16 protein-coding genes are annotated in these 15,735 nt (G+C 39.3%); 4 read left to right on the top strand and 12 right to left on the bottom strand.

Annotated features, from left to right (window positions below; genetic code table 11):
- The first annotated feature begins 93 nt into the window (after positions 1–93).
- Positions 94–2,868, top strand: coding sequence for a two-component sensor histidine kinase BarA (gene barA, locus H5088_RS17780; RefSeq protein WP_024594975.1), 2,775 nt, complete (start codon positions 94–96; stop codon positions 2,866–2,868).
- 81 nt (positions 2,869–2,949) lie between these two features.
- On the opposite strand, the gene pdxJ is transcribed toward barA, so the two are convergent.
- The 10 genes from pdxJ to rpoE form a co-directional block, all read right to left on the bottom strand.
- Positions 2,950–3,681 carry a pyridoxine 5'-phosphate synthase gene (pdxJ, locus tag H5088_RS17775; RefSeq protein WP_182754014.1) on the bottom strand — a complete coding sequence of 244 codons (732 nt, stop codon included), beginning with the start codon at positions 3,679–3,681 and terminating at the stop codon, positions 2,950–2,952.
- Between the two features lie 22 nt (positions 3,682–3,703).
- A complete protein-coding gene (gene recO / locus H5088_RS17770) occupies positions 3,704–4,396 on the bottom strand; it encodes a DNA repair protein RecO (RefSeq protein ID WP_002958713.1) in 693 nt (230 codons plus the stop codon).
- Positions 4,397–4,416: 20 nt separating this feature from the next.
- Positions 4,417–5,349 (bottom strand): GTPase Era, encoded by a 933-nt coding sequence (gene era, locus H5088_RS17765; RefSeq protein WP_002958714.1) that lies wholly within the window; start codon positions 5,347–5,349, stop codon positions 4,417–4,419.
- Positions 5,339–6,016 (bottom strand): ribonuclease III, encoded by a 678-nt coding sequence (rnc, locus tag H5088_RS17760; protein WP_002958715.1) that lies wholly within the window; start codon positions 6,014–6,016, stop codon positions 5,339–5,341. The genes era and rnc overlap by 11 nt, the downstream gene beginning before the upstream one ends.
- 2 nt (positions 6,017–6,018) lie before the next feature.
- Positions 6,019–6,954: a signal peptidase I gene (lepB, locus tag H5088_RS17755; protein WP_002958716.1), complete on the bottom strand. Its 936-nt coding sequence runs from the start codon at positions 6,952–6,954 to the stop codon at positions 6,019–6,021.
- 16 nt (positions 6,955–6,970) lie between these two features.
- Positions 6,971–8,758 (bottom strand): translation elongation factor 4, encoded by a 1,788-nt coding sequence (gene lepA, locus H5088_RS17750; protein ID WP_182754012.1) that lies wholly within the window; start codon positions 8,756–8,758, stop codon positions 6,971–6,973.
- 275 nt (positions 8,759–9,033) lie between these two features.
- Positions 9,034–9,483 (bottom strand): SoxR reducing system RseC family protein, encoded by a 450-nt coding sequence (locus tag H5088_RS17745; RefSeq protein WP_024594973.1) that lies wholly within the window; start codon positions 9,481–9,483, stop codon positions 9,034–9,036.
- A 20-nt stretch (positions 9,484–9,503) separates the two neighbouring features.
- The gene (locus tag H5088_RS17740; protein WP_024594972.1) at positions 9,504–10,454 is read right to left on the bottom strand and encodes a MucB/RseB C-terminal domain-containing protein; all 951 of its coding nucleotides are present in this window, start codon (positions 10,452–10,454) and stop codon (positions 9,504–9,506) included.
- A gap of 4 nt (positions 10,455–10,458) precedes the next feature.
- Positions 10,459–11,076, bottom strand: a complete 618-nt coding sequence (locus tag H5088_RS17735) for a sigma-E factor negative regulatory protein (RefSeq protein ID WP_002958720.1) — start codon at positions 11,074–11,076, stop codon at positions 10,459–10,461.
- A 1-nt stretch (position 11,077) separates the two neighbouring features.
- Positions 11,078–11,659 (bottom strand): RNA polymerase sigma factor RpoE, encoded by a 582-nt coding sequence (gene rpoE, locus H5088_RS17730; RefSeq protein ID WP_002958721.1) that lies wholly within the window; start codon positions 11,657–11,659, stop codon positions 11,078–11,080.
- Between the two features lie 245 nt (positions 11,660–11,904).
- On the opposite strand from rpoE, the gene nadB reads away from it, so the two are divergent.
- Positions 11,905–13,515: an L-aspartate oxidase gene (gene nadB, locus H5088_RS17725; RefSeq protein WP_154903488.1), complete on the top strand. Its 1,611-nt coding sequence runs from the start codon at positions 11,905–11,907 to the stop codon at positions 13,513–13,515.
- Here nadB and H5088_RS20410 read toward each other — a convergent pair.
- Both H5088_RS20410 and H5088_RS17720 read right to left on the bottom strand, forming a co-directional pair.
- Entirely contained in the window at positions 13,490–13,846 is a 357-nt protein-coding gene (locus H5088_RS20410) for a hypothetical protein (RefSeq protein WP_259398140.1), read from the bottom strand. The two genes, nadB and H5088_RS20410, sit on opposite strands and share 26 nt — an antisense overlap.
- Before the next feature lie 55 nt (positions 13,847–13,901).
- Positions 13,902–14,153: a succinate dehydrogenase assembly factor 2 gene (locus tag H5088_RS17720; RefSeq protein WP_002958724.1), complete on the bottom strand. Its 252-nt coding sequence runs from the start codon at positions 14,151–14,153 to the stop codon at positions 13,902–13,904.
- Between the two features lie 164 nt (positions 14,154–14,317).
- Here H5088_RS17720 and H5088_RS17715 point away from each other — a divergent pair, with 164 nt between their 5' ends.
- Complete coding sequence (locus H5088_RS17715) at positions 14,318–15,229, top strand: folate-binding protein YgfZ (protein WP_002958725.1); 912 nt, start codon at positions 14,318–14,320, stop codon at positions 15,227–15,229.
- 12 nt (positions 15,230–15,241) lie between these two features.
- Entirely contained in the window at positions 15,242–15,727 is a 486-nt protein-coding gene (locus H5088_RS17710) for a peptidylprolyl isomerase (RefSeq protein WP_002958726.1), read from the top strand.
- Positions 15,728–15,735 lie beyond the last annotated feature (8 nt).

Raw genomic sequence — 15,735 nt, 5'->3', positions numbered from 1 at the left:
TTTATTTATGAAGCACCTATATTTAGATGCTTTAGAATGCGTGTTGAACCGTATATACTCAAGTCATACTAATAACGATAAAACGCTCTCATTATGACCAAATTAGGCTTACGCGATTCTGTTTTAACACTGACCCTGATCCCAACGGTGATCATAGGATTACTACTTGGTGGCTATTTTACAATAAATCGTTACATTGAGCTTGATGAAATTTTATATCAGCAAGGCACTACTATTTCTGAGCCCCTTGCTATTGCGCTTGAGCAACCCATGCTCGAAAAAAACAAACAGCTATTGAATCGCCTTATAAGCTACACACATAACAAGCACTCCCCTACAATTAAGTCGATTGCAATTTTTGATAAAAATAATGCGCTATTAATGACCAGTAATTATCACCGCTCATTTGAAAAGTTAATTAGTCAAAAAACGCTCATAAATTTAAAAACCACCCATGTGCAAAAGTCAGATGAGCTTGTTACATTTTTCACACCCATTATTAACCATACAAGTCACGATTCTAAATGGGACCCGTCGGCTTTTCAGTCATCTCTGGGCACCGTTATTATACAGCTAAACAAAGACCAAGCTGTTATAGGGCAACAACGAGCTTTATTAATTAGCGGTATTGTAATTATTTTATCATTGGTGTTTGCAGCTATTTTAGCTTTAAAGTTAAGCCGCATGTTTATGACGCCGCTTAATAAGTTAGTACTTGCAACCGACAAGTTAGTTGAAGGTAAAAGAAGTACTGGCCTTAACGACAACATGATTGGTGAGTTTGAGTTACTTCGAGAAGGCTTAAACACCATTGCTCACACTATGGTGATGCAAAAAGATGAAATGCAAAAAAATATTGATCAAGCAACAAGCGACTACCGCGAAACACTAGAGCAATACGAAACGTCAAATATAGAGCTCTCGTTTGCAAAAAAAGAAGCGCAAGATGCTAACCGTGTAAAATCAGACTTTTTAGCTAAAATGAGTCACGAGCTTCGTACTCCGTTAAACGGTGTTATTGGATTTACACGCCAGCTTTATAAAACACCGCTGAATAAACATCAAAAAGATTACCTCGACACTATTATGCTCTCAGCAAATAGTTTAATGACTATTATTAGCGACATTTTAGACTTCTCCAAACTAGAAGCGGGGGCAATGGAGCTTGAGTCGATTCAGTTTCAACTTCGTGATGCTGTAAATGAAGTAATGACACTACTCGCTCCTAGCGCACACGATAAGCAATTAGAGCTATCCATTTACATTAACCAACAAGTACCGGATGACTTAACAGGCGATCCCACTCGCTTTAAACAAGTCTTAATAAACCTGTTAAGTAATGCGATTAAATTTACCGAAAAAGGCTCTATTAAGGTCGACATAAGCCATCGGTTACTCGACGACGAACGCACTTCTTTACTTGTGTCAGTAACAGATACTGGCGTGGGTATACCAATGGATAAGCAAGACTCTTTATTCACTCCATTTGGGCAAGCAGACTCAAGCATTACACGTAAGTTTGGTGGTACAGGCCTTGGTCTTATTATTACCAAGCATATTGTTGAAGCAATGAGTGGTCGTATAACGTTAAATTCTGCGCCTGGTAACGGTACCTGCTTTACATTCAATAGTGTGTTTAGTTTGCCAAATCACGTATTTACAAATGACTTACCGACTAAATCGCTCATTGGTAAGCGTATCTTATATTTAGAGCCACATGAGCATACGCACCATGCCGTACTTTCGTTATTAACCCAGTGGGAATCAAACGTTACGGCATGCTTTAACGAAACTAGCTTTTTAGACGCTATAAAAAATACTGAACATAAATATGACGTTTGCTTAATTGGCCATATGGCATCAGTTGATGATATGCAGCAACTAAAAAGCTATGTAAAAGCCGTGCGTGAATCTACTGATTACTTATATTTAATGCTTAATACTGTATCGCACAATATGCGAGAAGCCTTTATAGGCAGCGGAGCTGATGCATGTTTAAGTAAGCCACTTAATCACCGTAAGTTATGTGAAGTACTTGCAGCACCTTACAGACTTGACCACCCGACTCATAATATTGAACAAAACGATCAAGCTCTACTGCCGTTAAAAGTATTGGTTGTTGATGATAACGATGCTAATTTAAAACTTCTCCATACTTTGCTAAGTGAACAGATTGAAGTAATAGAAACGGCTCATAATGGTTCACAGGCATACAGTTTAAGTAAAAGTCATAAATACGACATAATTTTTATGGATATACAAATGCCAATTATGGACGGTATAACCGCATGTAAGCTTATACAAGAATCATCACTTAATGAAGATACACCCATTATCGCTGTAACGGCACACGCCCTTCAAAGCGAAAAAGAGCAACTACTAAAAGATGGCTTTAAAGGCTATTTAACTAAGCCTATTGATGAAGATATGCTTAAACAAATTATTAGCGACCATAGTCCACAGACTCCTGTTAATCGTGACAAAGCTAAGACAGATACACCACAAAGTCCTGCACCATTTCAAAGTAGTAGAATTGATTGGGCACAAGCCCTGCAGCGTGCTGGCGGAAAGAGCGAGTTAGCGCTAGAGATGCTTAACATGCTACTTTTAAGTGTCCCTGAGACCCTTACATTACTTGCTAAAGCAATAGAGAGTAACGATTGCCAGCAAGTGTTAAGTATTGTCCATAAGTTTCATGGTGCATGTTGTTACACTGGTGTACCTAAACTTAAATCACTCGCAGAAACAATCGAAACATCGCTTAAAAATAAATGCTTGTTAGAGAATATTGAACCTGAATTATTTGAGTTACAAGATGAGCTTGAAAACTTACTTGCAGATGCAAGTGTGACCGAACTGCAAAGATAAGCTTTGAATTTTAGATACAAAAAAACGCGGTATTTACCGCGTTTTTTTATTAAGCTTTTTAAATACTTATGTTTGCTTATCTTACATTCTTGCTTCAATCATTAATTGTTTCATGTCGCGTACGGCTTTATCGAGCCCATCTATAGCTGCACGAGCAATAATAGCGTGACCAATATTTAGCTCATAAATCTCAGGCATTGCAGCGATTGGTTTCACGTTATGATAATGAAGACCATGGCCAGCGTTAACAATCAAACCTAAGCTTGCTGCGTATTTAACACCTTCACGAATGTGCTCTAACTCTTTGTGTAAATCAGTATCATTTGTGGCATCAGCGTACGCGCCTGTGTGTATTTCTACATAAGGAGCACCACATTCTTTGGCTGCATCTAACTGTGCTTTATCTGCATCAATAAATAGCGATACTTTAATACCCGCTTCGGTAAGCGTTTTTGTTGCTGCTTTAATTTTATCTATATTACCGGCTACGTCTAAGCCACCTTCGGTTGTTAATTCTTCGCGCTTTTCAGGTACTAAGCACACGTACTCAGGTTTTACTTCAAGCGCTATTTTTATCATTTCATCGGTAACAGCGGTTTCAAGATTCATACGAGTTTGAATGGTTTTAGCCATTACATAAACGTCGCGATCTTGAATATGGCGTCTGTCTTCACGTAAGTGAATCGTAATACCGTCTGCGCCTGCATGCTCTGCTACATTGGCTGCATGAGCGGGATCTGGATAGCTTGTTCCACGCGCTTGGCGAAGTGTTGCAATATGATCTACGTTTACACCCAAAAGAATATCTTTCATTTTCTTACCTGTAAAATTACGTTTATTGAGAGGCCATAAATAGCTCGCGGCTTTTTAATGGTTTACTACCTAATAAGGGTTTTAATAAATAGCGACTTAATTGCTTTGCCATATATAGCACATCATTTTGGCTAAAGTCATGATTTGCTATGGCGTTGAGTTGTTTGCCACTAAATCCAGAACGTGTATCTTCTTGTACTAAAAAACCAAGTTCGGGGAAATAACTATACGTCTGCTTTTCATCTATTGGTTCACCACTGGCGTCAAAACTAAAATCCACGCCATAACCGAGTAATTCCAATAGTTGAAACTCGTATGAGCGAAGCACCTCTTGTAAATTAGCCCCGCTGTTTAGGTTTGATAGATGAGTTTTATATAGCTCAAATACTTGTTCAATTGGCTCGTTAACAGGAACGATACGATTTGTAAGCTCATTTAAATAAAAACCACAATAAAGCTCATCACCTTTTAAAAAGTGCGAGTTCCCATGCAGTTCAAACTTATTGATATATTTTAAATCGTACTTGCCACTGTAATTAACAAGCAGTGCCTGAAACGGCTGAAGTTGTGCTTTATGTTTAGTGGCCTGGCGACCACTAATTCGGGCCAGCATTCTTAACTGACCAACGCCTTCTACAAGCATATCTAACATTACTTGGGAGTCACTATAAGGACGCCGATGTAATAAATACGCGGTGTAGAAGTCGCTATCCATTCACTAAGCTACTGCTTGGTCTAGTCTTCACTGTAACCTAAGCTTCTTAGTGCACGTTCATCGTCAGCCCAACCCGACTTAACTTTAACCCAAAGCTCTAAAAATACTTTGTTATCCAGCATTTCTTCTATGTCTTTACGGGCTTCACGGCCAATGGTTTTTAGCTTTTCGCCTTTATTACCAATAACCATGCGTTTTTGTGTTTCGCGCTCAACAAGAATTAACCCGTTGATATGCCAAATACCGTTGTCTTGCCATTTAAACTGCTCAATTTCAACAGTTACAGAATACGGCAATTCTTCGCCCATAAAACGCATTAGTTTTTCACGAATTACTTCAGCTGCCATAAAGCGCATTGAACGGTCAGTTACATAATCTTCCGGAAAGTAAAATTCGCAAGGAGGTAAGCGTTTAGTTACTTCTGCTTTGATTAAATCAACATTTTTACCTTGCGTTGCCGATACTGGCATAATTCCAACAAAATCAAACTTGTCACTTAACCACTTCATATGAGGCAACACAAGGTCACGGTCTTTAACTTGGTCTATTTTATTAATAACCAATAATACCGGCTTACCACTTTGCGATACTTTATTAAGTACCATGTCGTCATCGGCATTCCAATGAGTGCCCTCAACTACAAAAATAATAAGCTCAACATCGCCGATAGAACTAGACGCGGCACGGTTCATTAAACGGTTAATCGCACGTTTTTCTTCAACGTGTAGACCTGGTGTATCTATGTATACCGCTTGGTGTTTACCTTCGGTATGAATACCCATAATACGATGACGCGTGGTTTGTGGTTTACGTGAGGTAATACTCACTTTTTGCTCAATAATTTCATTAAGCAAAGTCGACTTACCTACGTTCGGGCGCCCTACAATAGCAACCATTCCACAAAACGTATCTACATCACCTTCATGAGGCTGTATTAGGGTATCAAGGTTCATTTTTAAGTATCTTCAATGCTTTTTCAGCAGCTTTTTGTTCGGCTTTACGGCGCGAGCTACCTACAGAAATTATGCTATCCATTCCATCAACAATACATTCGACCGTGAATGTTTGATTGTGTGCTTGGCCTTTGGTATCAACCACAGTGTAACCCGGTAAAGATAATTTACGGGCTTGCAAATACTCTTGCAGCAGGGTCTTCGGATCTTTTTGGTTAAGCCCTGGTGAAATAGCATCTAATCGTGATTCGTACCATGACAATATAAGATCGCCACAGCTATCAATACCTGAATCTAAAAATGCAGCGCCAATAATAGCTTCTACTGCATCAGCAAGCGTTGACTCGCGACGGAATCCGCCACTTTTAAGCTCGCCCGGCCCTAAGCGTAAATAATCGCCTAGGCCAAATTCAAGACCAAACTCGGCAAGTGTCTGACCACGCACAAGCGTTGAGCGCATGCGGCTTAAATCGCCTTCACGCGCTTTAGGAAATTTGGCATAAAGTGCATTGGCAATCACAAAGCTTAAAATAGAGTCGCCTAAAAATTCTAGTCGCTCATTATGCTGGCCTTTGTGGCTGCGGTGCGTCATTGCTTGCTCAAGTAAACCTTGATCGGCAAATTCATAGCCAATTTTTTTATATAATTCTGTTACATTTTTTTTCATCGTTACTGAATATTACCTAGGCGCTCAAAGCGAACACCAGTTGGAACCCATCCTGGTAAAATATCATCAGGGCCATTCTCAAATTCAAAACTCATCCATATAAAGACAGCTTTACCCACCAAGTTTTCTTTTGGTACAAAGCCCCAAAAGCGACCATCTTGGCTGTTGTCGCGGTTATCACCCATCATAAAATAATGATCAGCAGGAACAGTCCATTCATCAGAAGGCGTGCCCGGTTGCTGGTAGTAACGCCCTTTTCTCTCAGGCGCTTGTGGGTTGATTAATATATCATGCGTAACTGTTGTTAAATTTTCATTTACACGAGCTAGAGGCATTGGGCCTTGTTTAAATTCGTTATCATTAATTAGTTTAAAATCAATTTTATTGAATTCATTACATAAAAGCTCACCCTGCTGGGTTTCGCCTTCTTTACAATTTGGCTGAATATATAAACGTTTATCGCGATAAACAATTTTATCGCCAGGTAAACCAATTGTACGTTTAATATAGTCAACATTTTCATCTAAAGGGTATTTAAAAACAACAATATCACCACGCTCAGGCTGCCCAATATCAACTAATTGAGTACGCCAAACAGGGTCTTTTATTCCATATGAATACTTTTGTACTAAAATAAAATCACCTACTAATAATGTAGGCATCATTGAACCGGATGGAATTTGAAACGGTTCAAAGATAAATGATCTAAAAATAGTAATTGCTGCAATCATCGGGAAAATCGACTTTGCTGTTTCTGTTAGTACTGGTTCTGGTGCAATTAATGCCGCAGTTTCTTCATCTAACGGAGCTCCAGCAGACGTTTGCGCTATCGCTAAGCGCTCCTGCCTTTTTGGGGCGTACATTAAGTGATCTATTAACCATATTAAGCCTGAGCCTAAAGTTAATAACACCAATAAAACTGAAAAATAACCAGCCATTTATAATCCTTTGTTTTTATTTGCCAACTTTTAAAATAGCTAAAAACGCTTCTTGAGGCACTTCAACATTACCTACTTGCTTCATACGTTTTTTACCATCTTTTTGCTTTTTAAGTAGCTTTTTCTTACGGCTCACATCACCACCGTAACACTTAGCAATTACGTTTTTACGTAATTGTTTTACCGTGGTACGGGCAATAACATGTTGTCCGATAGCAGCTTGAATCGCTATATCAAACATTTGACGTGGGATAAGCTCTTTTAACGCATCAGCTAACTGGCGACCACGAGACTGTGCACCATCTCTGTGAACAATTATCGCAAGTGCGTCAACGCGCTCACCATTGATTAAAATATCAACACGCACCATATCTGATGTTTGAAAGTGTTTAAAGTTATAATCAAGCGACGCAAAACCACGGCTAGTTGATTTTAATTTATCAAAGAAATCCATCACCACTTCAGCCATAGGTAGCTCGTACGTTACAGCTACTTGCTTTCCGTGATAAGTCATTTTTGTTTGGCTACCACGTTTTTCAATACACAAAGTAATAACGTTACCTAGGTATTCTTGTGGTACCAAAATATTAGCTTCAACAATCGGCTCTCGAATCTCTACAATATCGTTTACTGCAGGCAAATCAGATGGATTATCAATCTGAAATGTACCTTCTTTAGTAACTATCTCATAGATTACCGTAGGTGCTGTTGTAATTAAATCAATATCGTATTCACGCTCTAAACGCTCTTGAATGATTTCCATGTGTAGCATACCTAAAAAGCCACAGCGGAAACCAAAGCCAAGTGCAGTTGAATTCTCTGGTTCAAAGAATAACGACGCATCGTTTAAGCTTAATTTATTAAGTGCATCACGGAACGATTCATACTCATCTGATGCAATTGGGAACATACCCGCATAAACCTGAGGCTTAATTTTTTGAAAGCCAGGTAAGCGAAGTGGAGCTGCATTTTTTTGATGAGTAATAGTGTCACCTACTGGCGCACCATGTATCTCTTTAATACCAGCAATAACAAACCCTACTTCACCTGTTCTTAAAATACCGGTGTTGGTTTGCTTAGGAGTGAACACACCTACTTGGTCAGCAGTATGTATATGCTCGTTCGACATTATTTTTATTTTGTCGCCAGTGCGTAATTCACCGTGCTTAATACGCACTAGTGATACAACGCCTTGGTATGGGTCAAACCAAGAATCGATAATAAGTGCTTGTAAAGGTGCATCTTTGTCGCCTACTGGCGGCGGTACATCTTTAACGATCATTTCAAGAACTTCGGCAATACCTACACCTGTTTTAGCGCTACACTGCACTGTATCAAGGGCATCAATACCAATAATCTCTTCAATTTCTTCTGCAACACGTAAAGGATCCGCTTGCGGTAAATCGATTTTATTAAGTACTGGAATTACTTCTAATTCCATTTCAATAGCGGTGTAACAGTTAGCTAGTGTTTGTGCTTCAACGCCTTGGCCTGCATCAACAACAAGCAACGCGCCTTCACAAGCAGCTAAAGATCGTGAAACTTCATACGTAAAATCAACGTGTCCTGGAGTATCAATGAAATTAAGTTGGTAGGTTTCGCCGTCGTTCGCTTTGTAATTCAACGTTACACTTTGCGCTTTAATGGTAATACCACGTTCGCGCTCAATATCCATTGAATCCAAAACTTGTTTTTGCATTTCACGGTCGGTTAAACCGCCACAAACTTGGATCAAACGATCTGAAAGGGTCGATTTACCATGGTCAATATGGGCGATGATCGAAAAATTACGGATATGCTTCATAAACTGGATTCTATACTTCTATTTTAATGGACTAAATATGAATACCTAAGTGACTTGAAAATACTTGCTTTAGGATGCCATAAGCTAAATTTGTATATAACAAACTGTACTTACGCTTTTTAAGATGGGTTACAACCATTTTATGTATTGAATAACAATAAGTTATATTTACTTAACTTAAATAATTCAGCCAGATAAAATAATTTAAAAAACCACGATTCCCTGTATTTCCAAGTTACTTTGGTATAAAACGGCAATTTTACATTTAATTGGCGTCAATCACCATCTATTTGAGTTAAAGGGATACTAATTGGGTGAATTTTTATAACTTTTATATCGTGCTTTAGAGATTTCACGCGAGTTTTAGCTATAAAAAAGCCAGTAACGCCACCTAGAGCAGCAGCTAAAATCTGCCAGCCTTCGGAAGCTATAAACAATTGCGCCGCAACAAATGCAAAAACAAGACTCAAAAGGAGCGGTAGCATGTAAACCGCAAAAGCATGCTTAACGACATGACTATCATCTAGTGACAAAGTGACCTTTTGCCCTATTTCTACTGAGGATTCAAATTTATAAGGAAAGGTTTTTTTTGCAGTGCCAAATAATTTACTAAACACTTGTGAGCCGCAACGACCATTGCAGCCTTCACAAGCTTGTTTTTGCTGTGCTTCTAAATGAGCAATGTGGCCATCGAGGGCCACAACAGTGAGGGTTTGTTCAATCATAACAATCCTTACGGAATCGTCTATAGTGCGCGGGTAACTGACTCTGCAATCGCTTTTGCGGTCATACTCGGTACATTACCAACAACCGATACATCAAAATTACCGCCATTATGCACATATACTGTCGTTGCACCAGAAGTGAGTGCTCCACTTAAACGCTTACCTGGTAATGGGCGCTGAATAAATACAGAAACCTCAACAAAACCATCAGAGAACAAGTAATAATCAGTTAATTCGTTATTTAAATCGAGCTTATGTCTGTCTGATTTTAGCAACTCAAAGCCATCTGGTAACCAACTGATTTTCCAATTAGTGGCAGTACTATCTTCATTTATAAGTGCATTGTTTGGCAAAGGCGTTGGAAAGTTTCGATTGAGCACTTCAACTAGCATACCGGCTGGCTGCTCTGTCACACTAATATGTGTAAGCTGTAACTGCTCTAAGGCTTCACCTTCATGGTTAACGTACGCGGCTTTTAGTAACAACGACGATTCCATATCCAACCAAATCCAGTAATTATATTTATACTCGTCTTTAGATTCAATGCGAACAAGTTGCGCTGCACGCCCTGCAATACGCCCTTTTCCGCCTAGTACAAAATCATAGTGCGCACTTAAGCGGTCTATATCTTTAAATAGTACTTCAGGGATTGGACCTGCTATTGAATCTGTTTTTAGAGAATATGGTTCAGACTGAGGTTCAAAATAAGTAACTTGATTATCGATACGGACCATTTCAAGCCCAGCACCGTTAAGTAAACTTAAATGCTCAAGTTCGGTGTCACCTTGTAAAGCATGCACCCATCGGTAGGGTTCCATTGTTTTACCTTTGACAACCACAAACGAGGCGTCAAAATTACGGGTGTGAACGGCATTAGCCATTTTGAGTAATAAATCTTTGGCAGGATTTGTGTCGTTGGCAAATGCATTAAAGCTTACTACCAACGACAGAACAAAAGTGATTACTTTCATTTAATTAGTTTTTTTCCTCAGACGCTTTGGTATTAGTTTGCGCTGTTTCTAAAGAATTCGCAACTCGTGCTTGGCGTTGATGCTCAAGAACTAACGCACCAATACGCTGTTGCTGTAGTTCACGTAAACCTTGCTCAGCATTTTCAAGCGCAGGCTCAGACGAATAACTTACTGGCGAGGCCATACCCGCTAGCGGTGTGGTTTGCAGTAATGGAATTTCACTTTGCTGCTCATTGTTACTTTGAGGAAGCGTATTAACGCCCACAATAGCAAACATCGCTACACTTGCTGCAATAGCTAATTGAGCAACTGGTTTGCGCCAATTAAAAGCGACTACTTTATTATCTTGTACTGTTTCAGTGATTGCTTGAGGCTGTGTTTTTGACTGACTAAAATCAGCATAAACAGGCTCGCTTTCTAGTGCTAATGCAACGCGATCGCTAATATCAATATGTATGTCGTTATTATTTTTTTGAGCACGCATCGCATCACCAATTAACGCATAACGGCCAAACGTAGTTACATCTTGCTCTGCAATTTTTGCATCAGTTAGATGTTGCTCGCCATCAAGTAATGCCGATAACGCTTCGTTATCTAACTTGTTAAGGTGTGCTTTTGTCATACTAAGACTCGCCTATTAATGGGTTTAATTTGTTATCTATTGCTTCACGGGCACGAAATATACGCGAACGCACAGTCCCGACAGGGCAATCCATTACCACTGCTATTTCTTCATAGCTCATCCCTTCTATTTCTCTAAGGGTGATTGCGGTTTTAAGATCTTCAGGCAAACTATCAATCGTATTAAAAATAACAGCGCGTACTTCTTCGCTTAAAAGTAGGTTTTCAGGAGATGCATTCGATCGCATTGAATCTGCACAATCATAAAACTCGGCATCTTCAGCGTCTATATCATTTGCTGGCGGCTTACGCCCCTGGGCTACTAAGTAATTTTTAGCACAATTAACGGCAATACGGTATAACCACGTGTAAAAGGCGCTGTCACCTCTAAAGTTAGGAAGTGCACGGTAAGCTTTAATAAAAGCTTCTTGTGCTACATCAGCAATATCGCCTTGGTTAGATACATAACGTGAGATCAAACCTGCAATTTTGTTTTGATACTTCTTTACTAATAGGTTGAAGGCGTTTTTATCTCCTTGCTGGACCCTTTTTACTAGCACTAAATCTAATTCCTGCTCGCTCATTCGAGCCGGTACTCCTATGTCTGATTTTTGCTTGTTATTCATATTGTCGTCATTGTTCACAAATACTCTGACCTCTTTATGAATAAAAAGTTCTGCTTAATATTATTTTTTTATAAAATAGATGATAATAACGGCGCTAAGCCTTTAAAATCACTACGTAGTAGTATGACAAATATGATACAACTACAGATATTAAAAACAAATATTGCTCTATATGAGCATTGTAACCGCAAAGTACCTCTGACATGAACCAAAATAAACATCACATTGCAGATGTCGCTATTATAGGTAGCGGCGCAGCAGGCTTATCACTTGCATTATCTCTAGCTAATTATTGTAACGTTACCGTGATCAGTAAAGGAGCGCTTACCGAAGGTTCTACTTTGTATGCCCAAGGCGGTATAGCTGCTGTATTTGATAAACAAAACGACAGCATAGAATCTCATGTTGAAGATACTCTCGATGCAGGCGGCGGTTTATGCGATAGAGACGCTGTTCATTATACCGCCAGCAATGCTCACGATTGCCTACAGTGGTTAATCGACCAAGGCGTACCCTTTGATATGGAGTTTGATAGCAAAGGAAAAGAGCGTTTTCACTTAACACGTGAAGGTGGTCACAGCCATCGTCGTATATTGCATGCAGCCGATGCAACAGGCAAAGCGGTGCAAACAACACTTATCAGCCAAGTTAAAATTCATAAAAATATAACGCTTTTAGAGCAATACAACGCCATTGATTTAATCACAGATAAAAGCGCCGGAAAAACAGGCTCACACATTGAAGGCATGTATGTGTGGAACAAAAAAGCTAAAAAGGTAGAAACCATTTCAGCTAAATTTGTTGCTCTTGCAACCGGTGGTGCAAGTAAAGTGTATTTATATACATCTAATCCAGACGTATCAAGTGGTGATGGTATTGCAATGGCTTGGCGTGCAGGTTGTAAAGTTGCCAACATGGAATTTAATCAATTTCATCCAACAAGTCTTTATCATCCAGAGCTACAAAACTTTTTAATTACCGAAGCCATGCGCGGTGAAGGGGCTTATTTAAAGCGCCCTGATGGAACTCGGTTTATGAAAGACTTTGATAGCCGTGAAGAGCTTGCTCCACGCGATATAGTGGCACGCGCAATCGATTTTGAAATGAAGCGCTTAGGCGCCAATTGTGTTTATTTAGATATTAGCCACAAAGATAAAGACTTTATTATTGAGCACTTTCCTACTATTTACGCAAAATGCCTAAGTGTAGGCCTCGATATAACGAAAGAAGCAATCCCAGTTGTGCCTGCTGCGCATTACACCTGTGGTGGTGTAATGACTGACTTTAACGGCAAAACAGATCTCGATAACTTATATGCTGTAGGTGAAGTTGCTTACACAGGCTTACATGGTGCAAACCGTATGGCAAGTAATTCACTATTAGAGTGCATTGTATTTGCCCACGCTGCAGCTAAAGATATTTTAAGTAAAATTGAACATGCACCAGAGCCGATAGCGCTTCCTCATTGGGATGAGAGCCGTGTTAGTAACTCAGATGAAGAAATTGTTATTACCCATAACTGGCATGAACTACGTTTATTTATGTGGGATTATGTAGGTATTGTACGCTCTACTAAACGCTTAGAACGAGCACTGCATAGAGTTGAGTTGCTACAACAAGAAATACACGATTACTATGCAAACTTTAGAGTAAGTAATAACTTACTTGAGCTTCGTAATTTAGTGCAAGTATCAGAGCTAATTATTAGAAGTGCTATGGAGCGAAAAGAAAGCAGAGGCTTGCATTACACTATTGATTACCCTGAACAAAGTGAAAATCCAACGCCGACTATTTTGACTCCAAAACGCAATTAATTACGCCGACAGTGGCACGTTTTAGACGCGCATAACTTTGCTCATTAACGCCATTGGCTGAAATTATAAGCCAATGGTTGTTACTAAAACCTTTAATATGAAGCCATATATTATTACCATAAAATCGGCTTTTGTTACTTATTTCACCCTGAATTTTTAAGCTCTCGCCCTCAAATCTAAATAACTTTGGTTCTAATATTATAATTCCCTCATTTGGGTGAATTGCTAATACTTTGCGCCACATTATCAAGCCAGCTAGTGCATTTAGTATTAAACAAAAAAGCATGGCTAATAGTGAATCTAAAAATAAACATAATATAAAACTGAGCATACAAAAAAAGACCACAATTGGTTTGTGGTCAGCTTTATTATTTGTAACCGTAAACCTATACACGAACTCGGTCTAAGATCAGCGAAACCATACCGTTTAACTGCTCGTCTTTACATTCTTCATGACCCATAAACCATGCAAATAAGTCAGGGTCTTCTTCTGTTAGCAAACGCTGAAAGATAGCCTGTTGCTCTGCGCTCAAAGAGTCGTATGCTTCTTCTACAAACGGCATAAACAAAACATCTAGCTCTAACATGCCACGACGACAAGCCCAACGAATACGTGCTTTACTATGAATTTCAACCATTTTAAACCTCATACTTAATTGACTCGAGTTTAACAAACACAAGCCTATTTAGCAGCTATTAATCTCTCATTAAATAATAAACCCGCACCAATAAGCGCTTGTCTGTACCATACGTAACAACTGCGTTATTATGTCACTTCATTTATATTGCAAAGAAGGTTTTTATGTCGAGCGTTTATGCATGTCCGTTATCTCATCAACTTATTAGCCTCTGCGGTGCTGATAAATTATCTTATTTGCACGGACAAATCACTCAAGATCTAAATAAATTAACCAGCAGTAATTATTTGTGGGCTGGCCATTGCAGCGCCAAAGGTAAACTTTGGGGTGTATTTAAATTATTTTCTTACCAAGATAGCTACTACCTTGCGGGTAGCCAAGCTGAAGTTGAAAAATCATTAGCTGAACTTAAAAAATACGCTGTATTTGCAAAAGTTGATATTACTGAATGCTCAAAGCGTTTAATTGGTTTAATTGGTGATGATTTATCTGATGTACTGGCACAACTTGATATTAGCTTTGAAGGCGATGCAAGCGCGTGTGATTTTACGAATGGTAAAGCGCTAAAATTAGCTGATAACCGTGTTTTAATAATGGTTGATAACCAATTTAGCATGCCTGATAACGTATCCACACTTGATAACGAAGCCCCTTGGCAACAAGCAGCGATGCTTGCCGGTGAGCCTCAGCTAAGTGCAGATGCAATTGGCGAGTACGTTCCTCAAATGGTAAACCTACATGCTATTGGCGGTATAAGTTTCAAAAAAGGGTGTTATACCGGTCAAGAAACAGTAGCCCGTATGAAGTACCTTGGTAAAAATAAACGTGCAATGTATATCGTTTCAGGGCAAAGCGAAGGGATTCTTTCAGAGCCTGATTTAGAAACCCAATTAGGCGAAAATTGGCGCCGTGCAGGTAAACTTATTGCACAAAGCTTTGATGAGCAAACAAATAAATTAACAGGCCTCGTTGTGTTGCCAAACGATACTGATGTAACTCAGGTACTTCGTGCAAAACACACACCTCAGGTGGAGCTAAGCATTCTGCCTCTACCCTACTCTCTTGAAGATGAATAAATAGGAATGACTATGATCGTTGCGGCAAACAAAGTGGTAAAAATGCATTATTCAGTAATGGATAATGATGGCAATAGCATTGATAACTCGTTCGGTGGTGAGCCACTACACTTTATCATTGGCACAGGCTATTTAATTTCAGGCCTAGAAAATGCTTTGCTGGGCAAGCAACCAGGCGACACGCTTAGCGTAAAGGTTGAACCTGAAGAAGGTTACGGCGAGCGCCACGAAAACCTAATGCAAGCAGTACCTAAATCAATGTTTGAAGGTATGGAAATTGAAGTTGGCATGCAATTTCGTGCATCAACAGATGATGGTGACCAATCAGTAATGATCATCGATATTCAAGATGAAGAAGTGATTGTAGATGGTAATAACCCACTTGCAGGTATAACACTTAACTTTGATGTAGAAATACTAGAAGTACGTGATGCTACAGAAGATGAATTAACTCACGGCCACGTACATGGCGAAGGTGGGTGTGGCCACGACCACTAATGCACTGC

It is taken from the genome of Pseudoalteromonas sp. SR43-3 (assembly GCF_014163875.1).
Classification (GTDB): domain Bacteria; phylum Pseudomonadota; class Gammaproteobacteria; order Enterobacterales; family Alteromonadaceae; genus Pseudoalteromonas; species Pseudoalteromonas distincta.
The sequence above is the reverse complement of the archived record's forward strand: the minus strand, read 5'-3'. Positions and strand labels throughout refer to the sequence as shown.